The 23,566-nt window shown below is 72.7% G+C and carries 20 protein-coding genes and 1 riboswitch; of the genes, 10 read left to right on the top strand and 10 right to left on the bottom strand.

All coding sequences use genetic code 11. The features are described 5' to 3' along the window. Positions 1-27: 27 nt before the first annotated feature. From HJC40_RS19335 to HJC40_RS19345, 3 genes are read left to right on the top strand one after another with little or no spacing between them, the layout of a single operon-like run. Positions 28-1,458 carry a hypothetical protein gene (locus HJC40_RS19335; protein ID WP_250002540.1) on the top strand — a complete coding sequence of 477 codons (1,431 nt, stop codon included), beginning with the start codon at positions 28-30 and terminating at the stop codon, positions 1,456-1,458. A 29-nt stretch (positions 1,459-1,487) separates the two neighbouring features. Then, positions 1,488-2,270, top strand: coding sequence for a xanthine dehydrogenase family protein subunit M (locus HJC40_RS19340; protein WP_250002541.1), 783 nt, complete (start codon positions 1,488-1,490; stop codon positions 2,268-2,270). Next, on the top strand, positions 2,267-4,903 hold the full coding sequence (locus tag HJC40_RS19345; protein WP_250002542.1) for a molybdopterin cofactor-binding domain-containing protein: 2,637 nt from the start codon (positions 2,267-2,269) through the stop codon (positions 4,901-4,903). Before HJC40_RS19340 ends, HJC40_RS19345 begins: the two co-directional genes overlap by 4 nt. Before the next feature lie 176 nt (positions 4,904-5,079). Here HJC40_RS19345 and HJC40_RS19350 read toward each other — a convergent pair whose 3' ends face one another. Further along, entirely contained in the window at positions 5,080-7,155 is a 2,076-nt protein-coding gene (locus HJC40_RS19350; protein ID WP_250002543.1) for a transglycosylase domain-containing protein, read from the bottom strand. 379 nt (positions 7,156-7,534) lie between these two features. Here HJC40_RS19350 and HJC40_RS19355 point away from each other — a divergent pair, with 379 nt between their 5' ends. Beyond that, positions 7,535-8,173: a DUF6230 family protein gene (locus HJC40_RS19355; RefSeq protein WP_250002544.1), complete on the top strand. Its 639-nt coding sequence runs from the start codon at positions 7,535-7,537 to the stop codon at positions 8,171-8,173. A 68-nt stretch (positions 8,174-8,241) separates the two neighbouring features. Beyond that, positions 8,242-9,984 carry a DUF6114 domain-containing protein gene (locus tag HJC40_RS19360; protein WP_250002545.1) on the top strand — a complete coding sequence of 581 codons (1,743 nt, stop codon included), beginning with the start codon at positions 8,242-8,244 and terminating at the stop codon, positions 9,982-9,984. A gap of 27 nt (positions 9,985-10,011) precedes the next feature. Here HJC40_RS19360 and HJC40_RS19365 read toward each other — a convergent pair whose 3' ends face one another. Then, a complete protein-coding gene (locus HJC40_RS19365) occupies positions 10,012-10,404 on the bottom strand; it encodes a DUF1992 domain-containing protein (RefSeq protein WP_250002546.1) in 393 nt (130 codons plus the stop codon). Positions 10,405-10,480: 76 nt separating this feature from the next. Between HJC40_RS19365 and HJC40_RS19370 the strand changes: the two genes are divergently transcribed. Then, a complete protein-coding gene (locus HJC40_RS19370) occupies positions 10,481-10,750 on the top strand; it encodes a DUF2277 domain-containing protein (RefSeq protein WP_250002547.1) in 270 nt (89 codons plus the stop codon). Between the two features lie 34 nt (positions 10,751-10,784). On the opposite strand, the gene HJC40_RS19375 is transcribed toward HJC40_RS19370, so the two are convergent. From HJC40_RS19375 to HJC40_RS19390, 4 genes are all read right to left on the bottom strand, one after another. Further along, positions 10,785-11,489, bottom strand: a complete 705-nt coding sequence (locus HJC40_RS19375; RefSeq protein ID WP_250002548.1) for a GntR family transcriptional regulator — start codon at positions 11,487-11,489, stop codon at positions 10,785-10,787. After that, positions 11,476-12,870: a tryptophan synthase subunit alpha gene (trpA, locus tag HJC40_RS19380; protein WP_284043450.1), complete on the bottom strand. Its 1,395-nt coding sequence runs from the start codon at positions 12,868-12,870 to the stop codon at positions 11,476-11,478. The genes HJC40_RS19375 and trpA overlap by 14 nt, the downstream gene beginning before the upstream one ends. After that, positions 12,867-14,018, bottom strand: a complete 1,152-nt coding sequence (gene trpB / locus HJC40_RS19385; protein ID WP_250002549.1) for a tryptophan synthase subunit beta — start codon at positions 14,016-14,018, stop codon at positions 12,867-12,869. The genes trpA and trpB overlap by 4 nt, the downstream gene beginning before the upstream one ends. 77 nt (positions 14,019-14,095) lie before the next feature. Continuing rightward, complete coding sequence (locus HJC40_RS19390; protein WP_250002550.1) at positions 14,096-15,232, bottom strand: sigma-E factor regulatory protein RseB domain-containing protein; 1,137 nt, start codon at positions 15,230-15,232, stop codon at positions 14,096-14,098. Between the two features lie 103 nt (positions 15,233-15,335). Between HJC40_RS19390 and HJC40_RS19395 the strand changes: the two genes are divergently transcribed. From HJC40_RS19395 to HJC40_RS19405, 3 genes are all read left to right on the top strand, one after another. Continuing rightward, on the top strand, positions 15,336-15,995 hold the full coding sequence (locus HJC40_RS19395) for a response regulator transcription factor (protein ID WP_250002551.1): 660 nt from the start codon (positions 15,336-15,338) through the stop codon (positions 15,993-15,995). A 34-nt stretch (positions 15,996-16,029) separates the two neighbouring features. After that, positions 16,030-17,385, top strand: coding sequence for an ATP-binding protein (locus tag HJC40_RS19400; protein ID WP_250002552.1), 1,356 nt, complete (start codon positions 16,030-16,032; stop codon positions 17,383-17,385). Between the two features lie 117 nt (positions 17,386-17,502). Continuing rightward, positions 17,503-18,252 carry a YcnI family protein gene (locus HJC40_RS19405; protein WP_250002553.1) on the top strand — a complete coding sequence of 250 codons (750 nt, stop codon included), beginning with the start codon at positions 17,503-17,505 and terminating at the stop codon, positions 18,250-18,252. 51 nt (positions 18,253-18,303) lie between these two features. On the opposite strand, the gene HJC40_RS19410 is transcribed toward HJC40_RS19405, so the two are convergent. From HJC40_RS19410 to HJC40_RS19425, 4 genes are all read right to left on the bottom strand, one after another. Beyond that, the gene (locus HJC40_RS19410) at positions 18,304-19,521 is read right to left on the bottom strand and encodes a tetratricopeptide repeat protein (RefSeq protein WP_250002554.1); all 1,218 of its coding nucleotides are present in this window, start codon (positions 19,519-19,521) and stop codon (positions 18,304-18,306) included. A gap of 85 nt (positions 19,522-19,606) precedes the next feature. After that, positions 19,607-20,584: an NlpC/P60 family protein gene (locus HJC40_RS19415; RefSeq protein ID WP_250002555.1), complete on the bottom strand. Its 978-nt coding sequence runs from the start codon at positions 20,582-20,584 to the stop codon at positions 19,607-19,609. 16 nt (positions 20,585-20,600) lie between these two features. After that, a riboswitch (cyclic di-AMP (ydaO/yuaA leader) is annotated at positions 20,601-20,736 on the bottom strand. 118 nt (positions 20,737-20,854) lie between these two features. After that, positions 20,855-21,766, bottom strand: a complete 912-nt coding sequence (locus tag HJC40_RS19420) for a M56 family metallopeptidase (protein ID WP_250002556.1) — start codon at positions 21,764-21,766, stop codon at positions 20,855-20,857. A 4-nt stretch (positions 21,767-21,770) separates the two neighbouring features. Next, positions 21,771-22,118 carry a BlaI/MecI/CopY family transcriptional regulator gene (locus HJC40_RS19425; protein WP_250002557.1) on the bottom strand — a complete coding sequence of 116 codons (348 nt, stop codon included), beginning with the start codon at positions 22,116-22,118 and terminating at the stop codon, positions 21,771-21,773. Positions 22,119-22,202: 84 nt separating this feature from the next. On the opposite strand from HJC40_RS19425, the gene HJC40_RS19430 reads away from it, so the two are divergent. Next, the gene (locus tag HJC40_RS19430) at positions 22,203-23,564 is read left to right on the top strand and encodes a cytochrome ubiquinol oxidase subunit I (protein ID WP_250002558.1); all 1,362 of its coding nucleotides are present in this window, start codon (positions 22,203-22,205) and stop codon (positions 23,562-23,564) included. The last annotated feature ends 2 nt before the right edge of the window (positions 23,565-23,566 follow it).

Here is a 23,566-nt window from a genome sequence, read left to right on the forward strand (position 1 = left end):
TCCGGCGCCGTCGCCGACGATGGGGGCATGCGTCCGCTGTTCCGGGTCGAGACGAGCGTGCCGGCCGCCGGCCTGGTCACGTTCCTGCTGGTCTTCGGCGTTCTCGGTGGTCCTTCGGACCCGGCCCCGGCGGCCCGGTGGGTCGGCCTGGGCGTCCTGCTGGCTCCGGCGATCATGGTGTACGCCCATCGGGGCGCGGCGGCCTGGGCGGGCATCCTCGGCGCGGTGCTGTGGACCCCGCTCGCGACCGGCTTCGCGACGGTCCTCACCACGTGGGCGTACGCGGCCGTGGCCCTCCTCGTCGCCCGCCTCGACACTTCCCCGGCCCCGCTGCCCGTCCCGCACCGGCGCCCGCCGGCCCCGTACGCCCTGCCGCACGTCGCCGCCCCGGCCGAGGTGGGCGGCTTCGCGCTGCTGGTCGCGTCCGCGGCCGGGGTGATCTGGGTGGGCGTCGACGACGCGGCCGTGCCCTGGCTGGCCGCCACGATCGCCGCCTTCGGCCTGGGCTGCGCGCTGCTCACCCGGGCCGTCCGGGCCCAGGCCGCCCTGCGCCGGCTGTTCGGCGTGCCGCAGCCGGTGCACGCGGTGCGCGCCGTCGAGCAGGAGGGGTACGTCCACGTGCTGCTCCCGGCCGAGGACGGGCGCACGGCCCGCGAGTTCGCGTTCGACGTCGCCGAGCCGGAGCCCCGGCACGACGAGGACGACGTGCACACCGAGGCCGCGGTCCTCTACGGCGATCCCCGGCCCGGGTCGTGGTGCGCGCTCGAGGTCGGCGACCGCCTCCATGTGCCGGTCGGGCCGGTCGGCGAGGTGATCGAGGTGCCCTACGACGTGGTCGAGGGGCTGCCGCGCGAGATCGAGGACGACGAGGAGCAGCTGGTCGACCCCGAGGCGCTGCGCCCGGCCGACCGGGACGCGGACGCCTTCCAGCCCCGCGAGCACCGCATCTCGCCGCGGCGGGCCTGGACGGCGACGATCGCGATCGGCCTCGGCGCCGCCCTGGGCCTGGCCGAGCTGGCGCAGCTGGCCGGACTGCCGCGGGAGGCGCTGATCGCCACGGCCGCGGTCGCCGGGGCGGCCGGGTACGAGTACGGGTGGCGCTCCCAGCTGCGGCCCCGGCTGCGCTGGCACGCGGGTGGCCTGGCCGCGGTCGGCTTCCGCGAGAGCACCCGGCAGCCGTGGGCCACCGACAGCGCGATCGTGCACGACGACGAGGGCACGGTGGTGCTGACCGCCGGTGAGGCCGTGCTGAACGTGCCGGTGCCGGCGCCCTGGCCCGCGCGGTCCCACCAGCGCAGCGCCGACGAGCTGGTGGCCGCGCTGCGCGACACCCGCATCCGGGCGCTCGAGATGAGCCCGCTGCCCCCGCCGCCGCTGATCGAGCCGCCCCGCCGGCCGGTCGCGCTCCTGGTGGCCTGGGCGGTTTCCGTTGCCGCGACGACACTGATCGTCAATTGAGCGAAACAGATCGCGCGTAGCGTACGGACGTGGACCTGAACACCGTCGCCGAAGTGATCAGCCCGGCCCGGGTGGGCCAGTGGCGGCCGGGTGACGCGTGGCTCGGCGGCGGCACGGCCCTGTTCGGCGAGCCGCGCCCCCACCTGACCCGGCTGCTCGACCTGACCACGGCCGGCTGGCCCGCGCTGACCTCGCGCGAGGACGGCCTGGAGGTGGCGGCCACGTGCACGATCGCCGAGCTGGCGGCCGGCGGTCACGACATCGTCGAGAAGTGCTGCCACGCGTTCCTGGCCTCTTTCAAGATCTGGAACGTGGCCACCGTCGGCGGCAATCTGTGCGCCGCGCTGCCGGCCGGGCCGATGATCGCCCTCGGCGCCGCGCTCGACGGCACCGTGCTGCTCCAGGGGCCGGACGGCGAACGGACCGTGCCGGTGGCCGGCTTCGTGACCGGGGACGGCGCCACCGTGCTGCGCGAGGGGGAACTGCTGCGCTCGATGTTCCTCCCGGCCGCGGCACTGCGCTCGCGCACCGCGTACCGCCAGGGGTCGCTGCACGCCCACGGCCGCTCGGGGGTGCTGGTGATCGGGCGCGCGACGACCGGCGGCGGCCTCGTCCTCACGGTGACCGCGGCGACGAAACGCCCCTACGTGCTGGTCTTCCCCTCGCCGCCGGCCGCCGAGCTGGTGCAGGGGGCGATCGCCGAACGGATACCGGACGACGCCTACGTCGACGACGTGCACGGGCTGCCGGTCTGGCGGCGGCATCTGACCCGGCTCTACGCGGAGCAGATCCGGGTGGAGCTGGCCCCATGATCATCAACGGGACCGAGCACGACCGCGCGCCCCGGCCGGGCCAGTGCCTGCGCACCTATCTGCGCGAGGAGGGCTGCTTCGGAGTCAAGAAGGGCTGCGACACCGGCGACTGCGGGGCCTGCACCGTGCACGTCGACGGCGTCCCGGTGCACTCCTGCGTCTATCCCGCGTTCCGCGCGGCCGCCCGGAGCATCACCACCGTCGAGGGCCTGAGCGGCGAGGACGGCCTGCATCCGGTGCAGCGGCGGTTCCTCGACGCGCAGGGCTTCCAGTGCGGCTTCTGCACGGCCGGACTGATCATGACGACGGCCGCCCTCACCGACGACCAGCGCTCCGACCTGCCGCGCGCCCTCAAGGGCAACCTCTGCCGGTGTACGGGCTACCGCGCCATCGCCGACGCCCTCGACGGCGTGGTCACCGTGGCCGGCGCCGCGGCCGGGGCGGCGGTCGGCACGAGCCTCGGGGCCCCGGCCGGGCCCGACGTGGTCACCGGCCGGGCCCGCTACACGTTCGACGTGGACGTCCCCGGCGCGCTGCATCTCAAGGTGCTCCGCTCACCGCACCCGCACGCGCGCGTCCTGGCCGTCCGCACCGAGGCCGCGCTGGCCGTTCCCGGCGTCGAGCTGGTGCTGACCCACGCCGACGCGCCCGCCCGGCGGTTCTCCACCGCCCAGCACGAGCACGCGGGCGAGGACCCGGCCGACACCCGGGTGCTCGACGACGTGGTGCGCTTCGCCGGTCAGCGGGTCGCCGCGGTGGTCGCCGCCACCGAGGCCGCCGCCGAGGAGGGCTGCCGCGCGCTCGCCGTCGACTACGAGGTGCTGCCGGCCGTCCTCTCCCCCGGCGAGGCGATGGCCGAGGGGGCGCCCCGGCTGCATCCGGACGCCGCCGGCAACGTGGTGGCCGAGCTGCACGCCGAGCTCGGCGACGTCGACGCGGGCTTCGCCGAGGCCGACCAGGTGTACGAGGGGACGTTCCGGACGCCGCGCGTGCAGCACGCGAGCCTGGAGACCCACGGCGCCCTCGGCTGGCTCGACGACGACGGCCGCCTGGTGATCCGCACGAGCACGCAGACCCCGTTCCTGACCCGGCGGGCGCTGGCGGTCCTGTACGACCTGCCCGAGCAGAAGGTGCGGGTGATCGCCGGCCGGGTCGGCGGCGGGTTCGGCGGCAAGCAGGAGATGCTGGTCGAGGACCTGGTCGCGCTGGCCGTGCTGCGGCTCGGGCGACCGGTCCGGCACGAGTACACGCGGGCCGAGCAGTTCACCTCGGCCACCACGCGGCATCCGTTCGCCGTCACCGTCCGGGCCGGGGCGCGCGCCGACGGGACCCTCACCGCGCTGGCGCTGCGCGTCGTCTCGGACACCGGGGCGTACGGGAACCACGGGCCCGCGGTGATGTACCACGCGTGCCACGAGTCGGTGGCCGTCTACCGCTGCGCCAATATGCGCACCGACGCGTGGTCCGTCTACACGAACACGGTGCCGGCCGGGGCGTTCCGGGGGTACGGCCTGGGGCAGGTGTCGTTCGCCGTCGAGTCGGCCCTCGACGAGCTGGCCCGCCGGCTCGGGGTCGACCCGATCACGCTGCGCGAGCGCAACGTCGTGCGTGCCGGGGACAAGCTGACCGCGCCGGGCGACCACGCCGACGACCTGACGATCGCGTCCTACGGCCTCGACCAGTGCCTGAACCACCTCCGGGCGGCGGCGGCCTCGGGGCCGCCCGACGTGCCGGAGGGGTGGCTGGTCGGCGACGGCATGGCGATGACGATGATCGCGGCCGGACCGCCCGGCGGGCACCACGCGGACGCCACGGCGACCCTGCGGTCCGACGGGAGCTTCGAGATCGCCGTCGGCACGGCCGAGTTCGGCAACGGCAGCACGACCGTGCACGCCCAGATCGCCGCGGACGCGCTGCACACGACGCCCGCCCGGATCACCGTGCGGCAGTCGGACACCGACGTCGTGCCGCACGACACGGGCGCCTTCGCCTCCACCGGCGTGGTCGTGGCCGGGAAGGCGGTGCTGCACGCGGCCCGGGGATTGCACGCGCGGCTGCGCGCCTCGTCGGGTGGGGCCGAGCTGACCGAGGCCGTGCTCCGGGATCTGGCGGCGCGGGCGGACAGCCCGCTGAGCGCGACCGGGCACTGGGGTGGCAGCCCGCGGTCGGTGGCGTTCAACGCCCAGTGGTTCCGGGTGGCGGTCGACCCGGAGACCGGCGAGCTGCGGATCCTGCGCAGCGTGCACAGCGCCGACGCCGGCACGGTGATGAACCCGCTGCAGTGCCGTGGTCAGATCGAGGGCGGTGTGGCCCAGGCGCTTGGCGCGTCGCTGGCCGAGCACGTCGACCTCGGCCCCGACGGTCAGGTGAGCACCGTGGGGTTCCGGCAGTACCACCTGCCGACCTTCGCCGACGTGCCGCGCACCGAGGTGCTGTTCGCCGACACCGACGACGCGATCGGGCCGCTGGGCGCCAAGTCCATGAGCGAGAGCCCGTTCAACCCGGTCGCGCCGGCCCTGGCCAACGCGGTGCGCGACGCCACCGGCGTACGCCTGACCGACCTGCCCTTCACCCGGGACCGGCTCTGGTCGGCTCTGCGGGCGCCGGAAACGCGAACCGCGCCACCGTCATGACGGCGGCGGGCTGATGCCCACCCCGTTGTCGGTCACCGCGACGCGCCACCGGTCGCCGTCGCGCGACGCGCCGACCTCGATGTGGCAGGGACGGTCGGCCCGGCGGTATCGGAGCGCGTCGCCCAGCAGTACGCCGGATCGAGACCGGCGTAGGGCAGATAGGTGACCTGAGCGCGTCACCCGCCGTACGCCAGGGTGGCGCTGGGCGGCGGGAACCCCTCGTAGGCGCCGTTGCCGACCGCCGCGCGCAAGGTACGCGCCACGGCCGTGACCACCCGCGACTCGACGCCGCTGCCGACCCGGTCCGAGGGGTTGACGGGGTCGTTGGCGATGCCGGCCGCCGCCATCGCCGGGGTGAAGCCGACAAAGGTCTCGGTGCGGTTGTCCTCGGTGCTGCCGGTCTTGCCGGCCACCGGCCGGCCGCCGAAGATGCCGTCCACCTGCTCGGCCGTGCCGCCGTCACACTTCCCGTACGCGCTCTGCTGACCCACCGGGCAGCGGGCCGCGTCGGCGGCGGCCCGCGCGACGCCGGGGTCGAGCACCTGCCGGCAGCTGGTGGCCACGGGCACCGCCCGGCCGTCCGGGCCGGTGATCGACTCCACCGGCAGCGGCGCGCAGTACCGGCCGCCGGCTGCGACGGTCGCGTACGCCGAGGCCAGTTCGAGCGGGGTCGTGTCGATGACGCCTAGGGTGAACGAGCCCCACGAGTCCGCATTGTCGGCGGCCATCCGGGCGTCGGCCGGCGCGCTGAAGCTGATGCCGAGCCGCTTGGCCATCGCGACCACGGCGGCCGGCCCGACCTGCTCCTCGAGGTGGACGAAGTAGGTGTTGACCGAGCGCCCGAAGGCATCCCACATGGTCCGGTAGCCGTCCATCCAGCTCGGGTTGTCGTTGCCCGGGCAGTACCGGCCGTCGCAGTTGCCCGGCCCCTCGTCGGACCACCCGGTGACCAGTTTCGCGGGCGAGTCGAAGCCGGAGCTCAGCGGCAGTCCGGCCTCCAGCGCGGCCAGCATCGTGAACATCTTGAACGTCGAGCCGGACGGGTAGCCGTTGATGCCGCTGCCCCCGCTGACGAGCGGGTTCACGGTGTCGACGCCCTTCTTCGCCGTGCCGAAGTGGCGGTTGACGGCCAGGGCGAGCACCTTGCCGGTGCCGGGCTGGACGACCGCGATCGGCAGCGCCTTGCGGTCGCCGAGCCCGTAGACCTCGCGCGACTGCTTGGCCGCGACCTTCTGCACATCCGGGTCGAGCGTGGTGACGACGTTGTAGCCGCCGCGGCGCAGCGCGTCGTCACGCTCCGTCTTCGTGGCGCCGAACTGCGGCTGAGCGTCCCACCAACGCTCGAAGTAGTCGCAGAAGAAGCCCCGGCCGTCGGCCTGGCCGGTGGCGTCGACACAGCCGTTGGGCTGGGTCTGCCCCGAGAAGGTGAGCTTCTCGGCCGCGGCCGCGTCGTGCTGGGCCCGGGTGATCAGGCCGGCCTTGAGCATCGCGGCGAGCACGTAGCCCTTGCGGGTCTCGGCCCTGCTCCGGTCGCCGCTGATCGGGTTGTCGGCGTCCGGCGACTGCACGACGCCGGCGATCAGGGCCGCCTGGGCGAGGTCGAGCCGGGCCGGGCTGACGCCGAAGATCCGTCGCGCGGCGGCCTCGATCCCGTACGCCCCGTCGCCGAAGTACACGATGTTCAGGTAGTTCCGCAGGATCTGCTGCTTGGTGAGCCGGTTCTCCAGTTCGACGGCGTACTCGATCTCGCGCAGCTTGCGGCCGGCGTTGTCGCTGGTCGCCTGGGCCCGTTCGGCCGGGGTCAGGCTCGGGTCCTCCTTGAGCACGTTGCGCACCAGCTGCATGGTGAGCGTCGAGGCGCCCTGCTCGGCGCTGCCGCTGCGCGCGTCCGAGACCAGCGCGCGGGCCACGCCCTTGAGATCCACCCCGCCGTGCTCGTAGAACCGGGTGTCCTCGGCGGCCACGATCGCCTGACGCATCACCGGGGCGATCTGGCTCAGCGTGACGTCGTGCCGATCCTCGTCGTAGAACGTGGTGATCAGCGTCGTGCCGTCGTCGCCGTAGACCCGGGTCAGCTGGGCGGCCGGCGGGTCGAGCAGCTGCGGCGGCAGCTCGGCGCGCTGTCGGCGGCTCCACGACGTACCGGCTCGCAACACCGCGCCGACGGGGATGGCGGACAGCCCTACCAGGGCTCCGACCAGCACGAGGACACCGCCGAGACGGGCCAGAGCACGAGTGTCGCGGGAGATCATCGAGGTCCTCTTTCCGTTGCCTGGACCCAGCGGTAACACCGCTTCCTGAAAACAACCTGGGTTTCGTTACCGATCCGTAACTTAAGGCGGGTCCCGTACGCGTGGTGACCATCACACGCTCCCAGCGGCATCGATCTGCCCGAATTTGTGACGGACATGCTCTTCGATGTCACGCTCAGTCACGACGCTCGCGTGACGTGGGTTACTGACTAGTAGCCAAGCCCCTTGTCCCCGCGCGGCCGGAACGGCAACATCTCCCGCACGTTAAACGACGGCATCGACGGACCTCACTGTCAGTGGTGTATCGGCACGGCCCATCGTCGATGCGTTCCGTGAGGTGCGGCCCCACCGGAGCCGTTTTCCACCACTAGGAGGATCCGTGAAGGATGCGCAAGGCGATCCGGCGTACGGTCGCACCAACTGGCGCCGTTTCGCCGTAGCGGTGGGTGTGCCCGCCGTGGTCGCCGGAGGCCTGGTCGTCGCCCTGGCCAACGGCGCCCTGGCCGCCAGCTTCTCGGTGTCGGGCACCCAGTTCAAGCTCTCCGCCGACCGGCTGGTCGGTGAGGGCTTCACCCAGTACAGCAAGCAGTTGCCGACCGAGAAGGTCCAGCCGACGACCGGGCAGAAGTACGTCGTCGCGGCGATGTCGGGCATCGAGAGCGCCGACATCTACAAGCTGTGCCAGTCGGTCGCGGCCGGCCCGGTCGTGCTCCGCATCGAGGCCGGCTCCGCCCCGGACAAGCCGGCCGAGGCCGAGAACCTGCTGATCGGCATGTCGGAGCTGAGCGGCGACGCGACGTTCCAGAACATCGACATCGGTCAGGACGCCTCGACGCTCGACCAGGACGGTCAGAAGGAGCACGGCGAGGTCGGCGGCTTCGGCCAGCAGGCCAGCGGTGTGACGATCGTCGGGCTCAAGCAGAAGGCGTACATGACCTCGGCGTCGACCTTCAAGCTGACCGGCATGAGCCTGAAGCTCTACCTGGGCGACACCAGCAAAGAGTGTTTCCAGGGCTGATCCGCTTCAGGGGCTCGCGGGAAGCGATCCGCGGGCCCCTCAGTCCGACTCCGATCTCTCGTACGGCCTTGATCATCGCTCTGGAGGCGACGCAGGTGGCACAGGACGGCTTCTGGAGCAGGTTCCGGGCATGGCGGCGCAAGCGGCCGTTCTGGGGCGGGCTCTTCCTGGTGGTGGCGGCCCTCGAACTGCTCTACACCGCCAACATGAACCTCGGGAGTCTCGAGGTCCACCTGGGCCCGCAGGGCTTCCTGTCCTATCTGCTGCCGACATTGCTGCTGCTGTGCGGGTTGCTCTGCTGGTTCTCGCCGGCGCAGCGCCTGTTCTACGGCATCATCGGCGTGCTGACCGCGCTCTACACGTTCGTCGGGCTCAACCTGGGTGGCTTCTTCCTCGGCATGCTGTTCGGCATCGTCGGCGGCGCGCTGGTGATCGCCTGGGGGCCGCCGCGGGTCAAGCCGTCGCCGATCGCCGAGGCGCCGGACGACGATCCGGCGCACGAGCCGAGCCCGGCCCCCGCCCCCTCCGCCGGTCCCGTCGAGGTCGCCGGGCACGACGACCGCCCGCACGAGGCCGACACCGCTTTCATCCCCGGCCTGGGCGGCCCGCACCCGCAGCCCCGGTCCGCCGGGCCCGTAACCGACGGGCAACCCGGTGACGGCGCGCCCGGCCCGCGCCGGGACGGACTGCCCAACCCGCGCGCGCTGGGCGTCGCCCTGCTCCTGATCGCCGTGACCGGCAGCATCCTGGTCGCCGGGAGCGGTTCCCCGGCCCGGGCCGAGGAGTGCCCCGAGGGGCTCCCGTCCCGCTCCCCGGTGGCCACCTCGGCGTCGGCGTCGGCCGCCACCACCGCACCGGCTCCCCCGACCGGTGCGGTCCCACAGCCGGGCACCGAGCCGCCGGCCGGAGGCGACCCGGAGTCGCCGACGGCGACGGGCTCGCCCACGTCCTCCGCGCCGGTTCCGGCCGGCGCGGAGGACGGGGGCTCTGCTCCGGCCGTGGCCGATGACACCGCCGACCCGGTGCTGGACGGGATCGGCGACTTCTTCGACGGCGTGGGCAACCTGCTCGGCATCGGCGACGCTTCGCCCTCACCGAGCACGTCGCCGTCGCCGTCGGAGTCGTCGCCGTCGGAGTCGTCGCCCTCACCCGGGTCGGCCTCGGCCACGACCGCGGTTCCGGCCTCGGCCGATCCGCCGGGCACGGCGTCCGCGCCGGCCACTCCGTCCGCCGGTGCCCCGGCCGCCTCCGGCGGGTCAGCGTCCTCGCCGCGCTCGGTCTCTCCCTCGGCTTCCTCGGATTCCCCGGCTCCCTCGGCTCCCTCGGCCGGCGAGGAGATCCCGTGCCTGGGCGCGCGGGTGCTGGGTCTGCAGGCGAACGCCGACGGCATCCCCCGCGTCGGGTTGAAGCCCGGGGTGATGGAGGTCGGCTCGCTGACCATGTACAACTCGACGTACGACGGCGTGGTCGACATGCCGACGTCGAAGGGCAGCTTCAAGGCCCTCAAGTTCAGCATGGACAAGGCTGTGAACAAGCCCTTCACGCTGACCGTCGACGAGGCCGGCGCCGCCACCACGGTGATCAAGAGCAACGAGCTGGTCACCGACGGGAACGTGCGCTTCTACACGCCGAACTTCAAGGGCAAGCTGTTCGGCCTGATCCCGGTCACCTTCACGCCCGAGCAGCCCCCGCCGCTGACGCTCCCGGTCCTCTGGTTCACCGACGTGACGATCCAGCTGGCCTACGTCCACTGCGACACCCTGACCGCGGACCCGCTGGACATCCGCGAGCGCCTGACGCCTGCTCCCTGACCGGCGGGCGTCCCTGACCGGCGGGCGTCAGCGGGCCGACCGGCGCTGCCGCCAGCCCTCGATCACCCGGTCGGCGTCCCGGGGCGGGAGGACGACCGGGGGGCCGTCCATCAGGCCGACCCGGGCCTTGTGCAGACGCTCGTTCAGATCGGCGACGTAGTCGCGGACCTCGTGCTCGGTGGGGAGCCGATCGACCTTCTCCTCCAGGTCCTCGGTCTCCCGGCGCAGCGCGAGGGTCGCCGGGATGACCGAGGCGGTCGCGCCCTCGCGCTCCAGCCAGTCCTTCACCCACCAGTCGTCCTCGTACTCCCCGCCGTGGCCGCGGAGTGGTTTTCCCTGGCCGGCCAGATTGTCGAACTCACCGCGCTCAGCGGCCTCCCGCAGCTGCCGTTCGATGGACGACTCATACCAGTGCGCCATGAACCCATCGTATTTCGTCGTACCCCAGGCGTAATTTGACAGACGTCCCGCAGCCGCTCCCCCGGAGGTGCCCACCGTGTGCCGCAACATCCACCAGCTGCACAACTTCGAGCCGCCCGCCACGTCTGACGAGGTCCACGCCGCCGCCCTGCAATATGTGCGCAAGGTCGCCGGCAGCACCCGCCCGTCCCAGGCCAACCAGGCCGCCTTCGACCGGGCGGTGGCCGCGATCGCCGCCGCCACGGCCGAGCTGCTCGACGAGCTGGTGACCACCGCCCCGCCGAAGAACCGCGAGGAGGAGGCGATCAAGGCGCGGGCCCGGGCCGAGAAGCGCTACGCGAGCTGACGCCGTCGCCGTCCGACGAGCCGGAGCCGGCGGGTCAGGAGAGCTCGGCCCACTGCATGGACAGGCCGGTCACTTCGCGCTCGGTGCGGATCTCGAGCATGGTGCCGAGGATGGTGGCCCGGTCGGCCACCAGCGTCCGGTCGTCGAGGCCGTAGGTGACACGTTCGGAGAGGAAAGCGGGGGTGCCGATCGGCTGGCGCAGCAGCGTCGCGGTGGTCTGGTCGAGGGCGCCGGGACGCACCGACTCGCTCGCCCGGTGGACCGCGATGCCGTGGTCGGCCAGCGCGGCGTAGAGCGACGACCCGCTGAGGTCGGTCTCGGCCAGCTCGAGGCCGCGGATCCACGACACCTGGTGCACGGCGGGACGACCGGCCAGCAGGCGGAGGCGCTCGAGCCGCACGGCCGGGAGCGCGTCGCCGAAGCGCGCGACCGCCCACGCGGGCGGCCGGCCCACGACCTGGTCGACGATCTGGGTGGCGACCAGCCGGCCCTGGGCGCGCAGATCCTCGGCGAAGCCGCGCAGCGAGTCCAGCCGATAGGCGGCCCGGGGCTCGGCGACGAACGTCCCGCGGCCCGGCTGCTGCGAGAGCAGCCCGTCGTCCTCGAGCTGTTGCAGGGCCTGCCGCAGCGTCGCCAGCGTGACGCCGTAACGGGCGCTCAGCTCCTTCTGCGGCGGCAGGGCCGACCCCGGCGACAGCTCCCCGCCCCGGATCTTGGTGCTCAGGTCATCGGCGATCACCCGATACTTCGGCGTACGCGGCGCGGTCAGCGGAAGCCTCCTGGTCGAGAGCGTCGAGGGCCGCACGCAACGCCGCGACATCCTCGGTCAGGTCGCGCGGCGTGGCCCCGTCGAGCACCCTACGCATCAGAGCCGACCCGACCACAACACCGTCCCCCGCGCGTCCCGCCTCGGCCGCCTGCCCGGGCCCGGAAACCCCGAACCCGATCAACACCGGCAACCGCCCCACCGGCCCGTGCGAGGGCGTCGCGCCCGCCAGGGGCGGCGGGAAAGCACGGGCGCCGAGGCTGGTGCTGGTGCCCATGTCGGTGGCAGTGGCGGCATCCGTGCTCGAGGTTGTGCCGGTGGCGATGCTGATGGCGGCGCCCGCGCTGGTGCTGGTGCCTGTGCGGGGGCTGGCCGGGGCCGAAGTCGCGGCCGCCTGCGCTGCCTTGATCCGCGTGGCCAGGGTGGCGGCGGAGGCGGCCAGGGAGTCGCGTTCGCCGGTGGTGCCCATGCGGCTGATCGCGTAGATGTAGCCCCGGCTGCGCCGGACAATCTCGGCCAGCCGCTCGTCGGAGGTGACCGGAGCGACCAGCAGGGTCAGGTCGACGCCGGCCTCGGCCGCCGCCCGCTCGACCTCGCCGGCCTCGTCGAGCGGCAGGTCGGGCACGATCAGGCCGTGGACTCCGGCCTCGGCCAGCCGCCGGCAGAAGACCGCCGGACCCGGCCGGAACACCAGGTTGGCGTAGGTGAAGGCGATCAGCGGGACCCGCAGCCGACCCCGCGCCTCGTGGAGCTCACGCAGGATCGACGTCATCGTGACGCCGCGGGCCAGGGCCCGGTCGGCGCTCTGCTGCACGGTGGTGCCGTCGAGCATGGGGTCGGAGAACGGCAGCCCGATCTCGACCGCGTCCGCCCCTGCTTCCTGCATGGCCAGCAGATAGTCGATCCAGTTGTCGGTGACGCCCGCCGTCAGGTAGGGCACCAGCAGCTTGCGCCCCGGCCGGCCCGCCCCGGCCGCCGCCCGACCAGCGAGCGGATCAGCGCCACCCCCGCCGCCGGCCAGCGGACCAGTACCGCCCGCGCCACCAGGCCCCGGCTTCGCCCCAGCATCCCCGCCAGGCCCCGGCTCAGCGACAGCGTCCCCGTCGGAACCGCCAGTTCCCGGCTCAGGCTCAGCATTCCCGCCGGCACCGCCAGGTCCCGGATCGCCGCCCGCCGCCCCGCCGGCCCGGCGAGTTGCGAGTTTCTGGACGCCCGGCGCTTCGTCCGCTTGGTCGGCTTGGTCGGCTTCGAGGCCGGAGCGGTGGATCACGGGCTTGTCGGCCGGGAGTGGACGGTTGGCGGCGGGGTGGGCCGGGCCCAGGAGGCTGCGGCCGGCGGCCTGCTTCGCGGTCATGCGACGGCTCCCAGCGTGGCCATGTCCTTGTCGCCCCGGCCGGACAGGGTGAGAACCACCCGTGAACCGGCGGGCAGCAGCGGGCTGCCCGCCTCGCGCAGCACCCAGGCCACCGCGTGGGCCGTCTCGAGGGCGCAGATGATGCCCTCGGCCCGGGCCAGGCGCCGCACCGCGAGCACGACCTCGTCGTCCTTGACCGTGTGATATTCGGCCCGGCCGACGGCGCCCAGATGCGCGTGCTCGGGTCCGATGCCGGGATAGTCGAGCCCGGCCGCGATCGACTCGGCCTCGGCGACCTGGCCGTCGGCGTCCTGCAGGACCATCGAGCGGGCGCCGTGCACGACGCCGGGGAGGCCGTTGCTCATGGCGGCGCCGCCGGCTGCCTCGACCCCGACCAGGCGGGCGGGCGTGTCGACGAAGCCGGCGAACGTGCCGGCCGCGTTGGAGCCGCCGCCCACGCAGGCCACGACCACGTCGGGCACCCGGGTCACCTGGCGGCGGGCCTCGTCGCCGATCACGCGTTGCAGCTCGCGCACCATCCATGGGTAGGGGTGCGGGCCGCCGACCGAGCCGAGCAGGAAGTGGGCGTCGTCCACGTCGGCCACCCAGTTGCGCATCGCCTCGTTGGTCGCGTCCTTGAGCGTACGGCTGCCGGTGGTGACCGGGACGACGGCGGCGCCCAGGGTCGTCATGCGCAGGACGTTGAGCTGTTGCCGCTCGATGTCGCGCTCGCCCATGTAGATCGTGGCCTCGAGGCCGAGCAGCGCGGCCGCGGTGGCCGTGGCGACTCCGTGCTGGCCGGCGCCCGTCTCGGCGATCAGCCGGGTCTTGCCCATCCGGCGGGCGAGCAGCGCCTGACCGAGCACGTTGTTGATTTTGTGCGAGCCGGTGTGGGCCAGGTCCTCGCGCTTGAGCAGCAGCTCGATGCCGAGTTCGGCCGACAGCCGCCGGGCCGGCGTGAGCGGCGTGGGACGGCCGGCGTACACGTCCAGCAGTTCGTCGAGTTCGGCCCGGAAGGCGGGATCGGCCCACGCGTCGCGGAAGGCCGCCGCCAGCGCCCCGCAGGCGGGGACGAGAGACTCGGGAACGAACCGGCCGCCGAAGTCGCCGAAGCGACCGGCGACCGGTTCGATCATTGAGATGGACATGCGCCGCCTCCAAAGTTCTAGAACTCTCTCCCGCAGTGTTGCACAACGCGGTCGAGAGTTCTAGAACTATTGGGCGGTTACTTCTTGGCCGCTGCCTCGTAGAGCGACTCGGGGGCGACCGCACCGGCGAAGACCCGGCCGTCGTCCACGATCAGCACGCTGAACAGCGATCCGGAGAAGACCCGGCCCTTGCCCCACGTGCCGCTCGCCTCGGGCAGCATGGTCAGCAGGCCCTCGGCCTGCTTGGCCTCGGCGCTCGACGAGTCGCCGCCCTCCGGCAGCTTGGCCGTGACGATGGACGCCCAGCCCTCACCGATCACCTTGGGCGCCTCGGCACCCTTGGCCTTGGCTGCGGCCGGCGGCACGGCCTCGCGCTCCTTGGCCGCCTTCTCGGCGTCCTTGTGCAGCTGGTTGACGTTCGACTCGGTCACCTTCGCGCCCGGCGGCGGGTTGAAGGCGAACTGCTGGGCGTCGGGCGTCTCGAAGCTGATCTGCGTGAACGCCACCCGGATGGCCGGGCTGGTCGCGTTCTTGGCGTAGACGTCGACGCGCAGCGGGATGTGCTTCTCGGCGTCGACCGCCAGCCGCACCTGACCGATCAGCGACCGCTCCGCCTTCGGCGTCAGCACCAGCTCGTACGCGTCCCGGTCGGCCACCTTGGCGGCGCCGGTCGTCGACACCTTGGTCGTGTCGTCGATCGCGGCCAGCGCGGCGTCGGCCGCACCCTGCGGCGTCGTCGGCACGCCCGTGGGCAGCTCCTGCGGCTTCTTACCGGCCTCGGCCGGCACCTTCAGGTGCGTGGCCTTGTTGCCCTCGCTCTGCCACAGCCACACGTCCGGGCCGTTGCGGATGACGTCGGTCTCGCCCGCCGTGCCGACCAGCGCGAACCGGGCCTTGTCCTCACCGGCGTACCAGACCCGCGCGGTGTTGCTGCCGGCGACCAGGTTGGCCAGCGCGGCCTGCCCGGACGCCCCGTCGGTGAGCCCGGAAATCTTGGGCAGACCGAGATCGGCACTCTGCACGATGGTGCCGGAAAGCCCGTCGACCCTGGCGTTCTGCAGGTCGACGAGCAGTTGTGCGGCGCTGCGCTCGGGCAACGCCGGATCGGCGCTCGCAACGATCGTCCCCGCCGCGGCGCCGCCACCGATGACGACGACCGCTGCGGCCGACGGTACGAGCCAGCGAAGCGCCGGCCTTGACCTGAACACGGACACGATGTCCACCTCCCGTTGATCTGCCACAAGAGTGCGCCCGCACCGCTGTGACCGGGCTGAGAGCAGCCCCTAGGGGTTGCCCCTGTCATGCCAAGGTAGTGGGGTGCGGTTGCTGGTGGTGGAAGACGAAGCGCGGCTTGCCGCCGCGCTGCAGCGTGGGTTGCAGGCCGAGGGATTCGCGGTCGACGTGTCGGGCGACGGGCAGGACGGCCTCGAGCTGGCCCGGCACGGTGGCTACGACGCGATGATTCTCGACGTGATGCTGCCCCGGCTGAGCGGCTATCGGGTGGTGCGTCAGCTGCGCGCCGAGCAGAACTGGGTGCCGGTGCTCATGCTGTCGGCCAAGGACGGCGAGTACGACCAGGCCGACGGCCTGGACTGCGGCGCCGACGACTATCTGACCAAGCCTTTCTCGTACGTCGTCCTGCTCGCCCGGCTGCGGGCGCTGCTGCGCCGCGGGGTGCACGAGCGCCCGACCGTGCTGCGGCACGGCGACGTCGAGCTCGACCCGGCCGAGCGGCGGGTGATGGTGGCCGGCGACGAGGTGACGCTCACGGCCCGCGAGTTCGCGCTGCTCGAATATCTGATGCGCCGCCCGGGCGAGGTGGTCAGCAAGATCGAGCTGCTCGACCACGTGTGGGACGCGGCGATCGAGACCGCCCCCAACGCCGTCGAGGTGTACGTCGGCTATCTGCGCCGCAAGATCGGGCGGGATCGGCTCGAGACCGTGCGCGGAGCGGGCTACCGGCTGGCCGCGGTCTGATGCCGGGCCTCGATCCGGCGCCGGGCCGGCCGCGGTGAAACGCCTGGGGGAGATCAGCCTGCGGGGCCGGCTCGTCCTGGTCTCGGTGCTGGCCCTGACCGCCGGGCTCGCCGTCGGCGGGGTCCTGCTGGTCGGGGTGCTCAACTTCGCGCTGTTGCGCGCGGTCAACACCGAGGCCCTGGACACCGCGCGGGGCGTGGCCAAGCTCGTCGACCAGAAGTCGCTGAGCGAGCGCATCGAGGTCAACCCGGCGATGCAGGTGCAGGTCATCGACGCGAGCGGCCGGGTGCTGGCCCTCTCGCCGGGCGCCGACCGGCTGACCCCCATGCTCTACCAGGACGAGCTGCGCGACCTCGCCGACGAGCAGGTGCGCGACATCCCGGGCAGCCGGATCGGCCTGTCCGGGGGTGGCGCCCGCGTGGTGATGAAGGTGGCCGGGCCGCCGACCGACCCGGTGCGGGTGCTGGTCGCCCGCTCCACCAACGATCTCAGCCAGGGCGTGCACATCCTGCGGGTGGCCCTGCTGGTGACCTTTCCCTTGCTGATCGGGCTGCTGGCCGCTGTGCTGTGGCGGGTGCTCGGGGCCGTGCTGCACCCGGTGGACGCGCTCCGGGCCGGAGCCGAGGAGATCACCGGGGGTACGAGGGAAGGACGGCTGCCCGTGCCGGAGTCACGCGACGAGATCCACCGGCTCGCGGTCACGCTGAACGGCATGCTGCACCGGCTCGAGTCGGCCCGGGTCCGGCAGCGCGCCTTCGTCGCCGACGCCGCGCACGAGCTGCGCAGCCCGCTGACCAACATGCGGACCGAGCTGGAGGTCGCCCAGCGGCTGCCGGACACCGACTGGCAGGCGCTCTCGCACGACCTGCTGACCGACGTCGACCGGCTCAGCCGGCTCGTCGACGACCTGCTGCTGCTCGCCCGGTCCGACGACGGCGGCGGCCGGGCCGTGTCGGCGCCGTTCCGCTCGGTCGACCTGGGCGCGCTGGTCGGCGACGTGGCCGACCGCTACCCGACGGTCACCTTCGTCCGGCCCGCGGCGCCGACGGAGGTCACCGGTGAGCCGGACGCTCTGGGCCGCGTGGTCGCTAATCTGCTGGACAACGCCGTCCGGCACGCCACATCACGGGTCGACGTGGCCGTGACGGCCAACGGCACGCATCGGCTGATCACCGTGACCGACGACGGCCCGGGCATCCCGGCGGCCGACCGGGAGCGGGTCTTCGACCGCTTCACCCGGCTCGACGACGCGCGGGCCCGGGACGCCGGCGGGTCGGGGCTGGGCCTGGCCATCGTGCGCGAGCTGACCCGGCGGCACGGCGGCACGGTGACCCTGGGCGACGCCGATCCCGGGCTGCGGGTCGACGTACGGCTCCCGGCCCTGAGATAGAGACCGGAGCCGGCTCCGGAAAAGAAAAAGACGCGGGGAACTTTTCCGCGGCGGGGCCCGACCAACGAGGAGTGCCCGGCACCGGGCGGAATCCCCCTCGCGGAAGGTACGACAAGGATGTCCCTGATCAAGCGCTCGGCACTGGTGGGCGCCACCGTCGCCGGGCTCACCCTGGCACTGGCCGCCCCGGCCGCCGCCCACGTCACGGTGAACCCCGACACCGCGACCGCCGGCGGGTACGCCAAGGTCACCTTCCGGGTGCCCAACGAGTCCGACAAGGACTCCACGACCAAGGTCGAGGTCAATCTGCCGGCCGACAAGCCGATCGCCTCGGTGTCGGTCAAGCCGGTCACCGGCTGGGACGTGGCCACCACCGTCTCGAAGCTCGCCAAGCCGCTGGAGGCGCACGGCGCGCAGATCACCGAAGCCGTCTCCAAGATCACCTGGACGGCCAAGGGCGGATTCGAGGTCAAGCCGGGTCAGTTCCAGGAGTTCGACGTCTCGATGGGCCCGCTGCCCGAGTCGGGCGAGATGATCTTCAAGGCGCTCCAGACGTACTCGGACGGCACGGTCGTGCGCTGGATCGACGAGCCGTCCACCGACGGCACGGAGCCCGAGTCGCCCGCTCCCGTGCTGAAGATCGGGGCCGCGGCCGCCGAGGGCGGCGACACCGCCGCGGCCGCTCCCGCCGCCACCGCGGTGGCCGAGCCCGCCGCCGAGGAGTCGAACAGCTCGAACGGCTTCGGCATCGCCGGGCTGGTCGCCGGGGTGCTCGCGCTGATCGTGGCCATGCTGGCCTACGCGCGTTCGGGCCGCCGCCCGGAACCCGCCGGCGCGCCGGCCGAGAAGCCGTCTTCGGACAAGTAGCGCGGCGTGAGGAGGGGGACACCCCTCCTCACACGCCCGGCGGCAGCGAGGTCACCGCCGGCGCTTTTTCAGGTACGCGGCCAGCTCGTCGTACTCGCCCGACTCGTTGGCGAACATGGCGACGTTGCGAGCCGTCGCGAACCAGCCGTCGGTGGACGGGCGGATCTCGCGGACGGCGTCGAGCACGTCCTGCTGGTTGATCATGCGGATCTCGCCGGTCGCGATGGAGTCGCGCATGGCGAACTCGGCCGCGGTCTCGCAGATGTGGGCCAGGTCGGCGCCGGAGTAGTTCTCGGTCACGTCGGCGACCCGGCCCAGGTCGACGGCCGCCACCGGGCGGTCGCGCAGGTGGTACTGCAGGATCGCCGCCCGGGCCGGCTTGTCGGGCGGGAGGACCAGCAGCGTACGGTCCAGGCGCCCGGGACGGCGCAGGGCCGGGTCGATGTCCCAGGGCGCATTGGTGGCGGCCAGCACGAAGACACCGTCGTTGTTGCCGTCGACGCCGTCGAGCTCGGTGAGCAGCTGGTTGACCACGGTACGCATGGACGACGAGGCGAGCTGGCTGCGCTTGTGGCCGAGCGCGTCGATCTCGTCGAGGAACAGCACACACGGGGCGTGCCCGCGCGCCGAGTCGAACAGGTCGTGCAGGTTGCGCTCGGAGCTGCCGATCCACATGTTGAGCACGTCGGTGATCGACAGCGAGATGAACGCGGCGCCCATCTCCCCCGCGACGGCCCGGGCCAGGAAGGTCTTGCCGCAGCCGGGCGGGCCGTACAGCAGCAGGCCGCCGCGCAGGCTCTTGCCGAACAGCGTCCGCAGCTTGGGGTTCTTGAGCGGCCCGAGGAACGACACCTCGAGGCGCTTCTTGACCTCCTGCATGCCGCCCACGTCGGCGAGCGTGATCGTCGACCGCTCGATGTCGAAGGTCCGGTCCTCCTCGCCCCGCACCGGCTCGGGCTCGTCCGAGAAGCGCGGCGGCACGATGTCGCCGAGTTCCTGCTCCATCGCGGCCCAGTCGACGCCGTCCGCCGGCTTGGCCGGCGCTTTCTCACCCGGGGCCGGCTGCGGCTCACCGAGGGCGGAGCTCATCAGTTTCCGGGCGGCGCCGTTACCGGGCTCCCGGGCCAGCACCTGAGCCGCGTGCCCGATCGCCTCGGCCCCTCGCCCGGCCCCGACCAGCAGCTCGGCGAGGTGCAGGCGCAGCGTCAGGTCGTCGGGCCGGGCCTCGACGGCCGCGGTGAGGCTGTCGATCAAGGGCGAGTCGCTCATGACAGCGCATTATGCCCGCGGCGACCATACGGAAAGGCCGCCGGGGCACGCCCCGACGGCCTTCGACGTTCTGGCAAGCCGTGGATCAGCCCGGTCGCCGGTAACCCGCGATCGGGCCCCGTTCGATCGTCGCCATCCGCACATGGTCGCCCGTGTGCGGCGCGTGCACGACCATGCCGCCGCCGATGTAGATGGAGACGTGATGCAGGCTGCCGGGGTAGTAGAACACCAGGTCCCCCGGTTGGAGCTCGGCCCTCGACACCGGCCGGCCCTGGTTCCACTGATCCTTCGTGTAGTGGTCCAGGTGCACGCCGACGCCGGCCCAGGCCTCCTGGGTCAGGCCCGAGCAGTCGTACGAGTTGGGCCCGGCCGAACCGAAGACGTAGGGCTTGCCGATCAGGTCGCACGCCCGCTGGGCCGCCCGGCCGCCCTTGTCGTTGGTGTAGTCGACCGGACACGGCCCGAGCCGGAACGGCCCGTCGTTGACGTCGGCCGAGCCGTACGCCTGGATCCGCAGCTTCTGCAGCGAGGTGATCTTCTTCTCGATGGCGGTCTTGCGCTGGGCCAGGTCGACGTCGCGGGCCGCGTTCGCCTTGGTCACGACGTCCAGGTCGGTCTTGGTCGCGGTGAGCTTGTCGCGCAGCGCGGCGACGCCGGCGATCTGCTCGCGCTGCTGACGGGCGAGCTGGTCGAGGTAGAGCAACTTGTCGGTCAGCCCGGTCGGCGACCCGGTGACCAGCAGCGCGTTGACCGCGTTGGGCGCGCCCTGCTTGTACGCGTCGATCGCCATCCCGCGCACCTGCCGCATCGCCGCGTCGACTTTCGCCTCGAGCGGGGTGATCTGGGCGGCGAGCTTCTTCTGCTGCGCACGGTTCTTGATCAGCTTGCCGTGCACGTCGTTGTACTGCTCGATGACCGGCTCGAGCTGGTTCCACTGCTTGTCGATCTGCGCCTCGACCGTCGAGGGCGAGGGCGCGGCCTGCGCCACGGCGGGGCCGGAAAAGATGATCCCGGCCGCGGCGAGGGCGCAGACCAGGCTGCGCGCTACTGCGGCACGACGCACGGAGGTGTGGTGTCCTTTCTTCCCTCACGCCGCCGACCGGGTCAGCTGACGGGTTCGGACGGGAAGCGCGCCCGGCCGCGACACCTCGCGGCTTCACCCCGACTACTCGGGTCCCCGGTTCGCCCCGCGGGGCGATTGGGCGGTGGCCCGTCAGATCGGCCGGTTGGACGATGGGGGGCTGGCGGACCGGACAACACCGTACTCCCGATCATGTCGTCGGTTGAAGGCACTCCGGCCCGGAACTTTGAGCACCGCTTCCTATACGCAGCGTCACGAGAGTGGCCACGCTTCCAGGGCTCTGTCTAGCCAGGGCACCACCAGAATCACCGTCGGTAACACCAGCAGGCCGGCCGCGGCCACTGTCACGAGGACGGTCAGGGCGACGGACCCGGTGTGCGACTCGCCGAGCCGGGCCAGCCGGCGCCGGCGGGCGTCACCGCGCGGATCGGCCGCCGCGTCCTCCGTGAGGGGGACGGCGTCGCTCAGCCGCTCGAGCGCGGCCCGCAGCGGGGCGGCGCCGACCCGGCGGCGGGCGACGTCGTCGGCGATCATCTCGAGCAGCAGGTGGACGGCGTCCAGCGGCAGCCGGCTGCGCAGCGGGCGTGGCACCGCGCGATAGAAGGCGGTGAACGACTCCATCACCACCTCGTGCCGGTGACGCAGGTGGGTCTGCTCGTGGGCCAGCACGGCGTCGACCTGCTCGCGGTCGAGCACCTGCAGCACCCCGTGACTGAGCACCACCCGCGGCTCGCGGCCCGGCACGCAGTAGGCCAGCGGCAGCGGGCCGTCGAGCACGCGCAGGTTGTCGGGGCCGAGCTCCCGGTGCTGCTCGGCCCGGTCGAGCAGGTCGACCAGCATCCGGTGCCGGGCCCGGCGGGCACGCGAGCGGCGGCTGACCCCGATCAGCGAGACCAGCAGCCGCACGATGATCAGCGCGGCGACGGCCAGCGCGCCGATCAGGGCGGCCTCGACGACCGGGCGGCCCGACCCGGCGGCCCGGGTGACCTCCTCGGGCGCGGCCAGCACGACCCCCAGAGCGGCCAGCACGGCGGTCAGGGTGACGGCCTGCCAGAGGACGACCGCGGCCACCGGCGCGCGGTCGGGCCAGCGCGCGTTGGCCAGGATGCCGGGCACGATCAGCGACAGCGTGAGGCCGAGCGCGCCCAGCAGGAGGGCGGTCACCCGGTCATTTCTTCCGGGCGGCTTCGATCGCCGCCGCCAGCGCGTCGGGTGGGAGCCGCCCGACGAAGTAGGCCAGCGCGGCGTCCTGATCGTCGCTGGAGGTGAGCGCGTCGAGCATGACCGAGGCGGTCATCTCCTCGCGGGTCTGGGCCGGCGCGTACCGGTAGGCCCGGTCGGCCTTCTGCTGCGTGACCACACCCTTTTTCGCCAGCCGGTCGAGCACGGTCATCACCGTCGTATAGGCCAAGTCGCGCTGACGGCTCAGGCGCTCGTGCACCTGTCGCACGGTGAGTGGCTCACCGGCGTCCCACAACTGCGTCATGACCTCGCGTTCCAGATCCCCGAGAGCCATGTGACCGAGCATACCGCCTCTACTTCACCATGTCGTACTACGAGGCGTAGTATCTACTACGAGACGTCGTAGAGGGGCACCCACATGGACGTGCTGGACTTGACCCGGCTGCAGTTCGCGGTCGTGACGATCTACCACTACTTCTTCGTGCCGCTGTCGATCAGCCTGGCCGCGACCGCCGCCGGCCTGCAGATCGCCTGGCTGCGCACCAAGCGCGAGGACTACCTGCACCTGACCAAGCTGGTCGGCAAGCTGCTGATCGTCACGTTCGCGGTCGGCGTGGTCACCGGCCTGGTCCAGGAGTTCCAGTTCGGGCTCGGGTGGAGCGCGTTCGCCAAGTTCTACGGCGACGTCTTCGGGCCGACGCTGGCCATCGAGGGGATGCTCGCGTTCTTCCTCGAGGCGACGTTCCTGGCGCTCTGGTATTTCGGCTGGGACCGCCTGCCCCGCGCGATCCACACCGCCTGCATCATGATCGTCGCGGCCGGCACGCTGCTCTCGGCGTTCATCATCCTGGCCGCCAACTCCTTCATGCAGAACCCGGTCGCGTACGCCCTGGACCCGGTCACCGGCCGGGCGAGGCTCACGTCGTTCACCGACCTGATGCTCAACAAGGTCAACCTGGCCGCGTTCCCGCACACGATGGCGGGCGCGATCATGGTCGGCGGCGCGCTCCTGCTGGCCATCGGCGTGTGGCGCCTGGCGGCCGACCCGGCGTACCGGGTCCTGGCCCGTCTCGGCGCCTGGCTGACGCTGAGCGGCGGGGCGCTGACGGCACTCACCGGCGACCACCTCGGCAAGGTCATCACCGAGGTCCAGCCGATGAAGATGGCCGCGGCCGAGGCGCTCTACAACTCCACCTCCGGCGCGCCGTTCTCGGTCTTCGCCACCGGCGCCCCGCTGCCCGAGTTCTCGCTGCAGATCCCGTGGCTGCTGTCCATCCTGGCCAAGGGCAACCCCGGCGCGACCGTCGAGGGGATCAACGACCTGCAGGCCCAGTACGTGGCCGAGTACGGCCCCGGTTCGTACGTGCCGATGATCCCGGTCGCGTTCTGGACGTTCCGCCTGATGATCGGCGTGGGCATGCTGGCCGCCGCGATCGCCGCCTACTACCTGTGGCGGACGCGCAAGGCCCGCACCGCCCCGCACTGGCTGACCCGGTGGCTCCCGCTCATCCCGCTGCTGCCCGCCGCGGCCAACACGTTCGGCTGGATCTTCACCGAGACCGCCCGGCAGCCGTGGATCGCGTTCGGCATCTCCAAGGTCGCCGACGGCATCTCCCCCGGACTGACCAGCTCGGAGGTCGTCGCGTCGCTGGCCGGCTTCACGGTGGTCTACGGGATCGTCGCCGTGGTCTGGCTCCGCCTGGTCCGCCACCTCGCGCGCCAGCCGCTGGCCCCGGCCGAGGTCGCCGCCGAGAAGCCCGAACCCGTCCCGGTCTACTGAGG

The organism is Actinoplanes sp. M2I2 (assembly GCF_023544445.1).
In the GTDB taxonomy this organism is placed as follows: Bacteria; Actinomycetota; Actinomycetes; order Mycobacteriales; family Micromonosporaceae; genus Actinoplanes.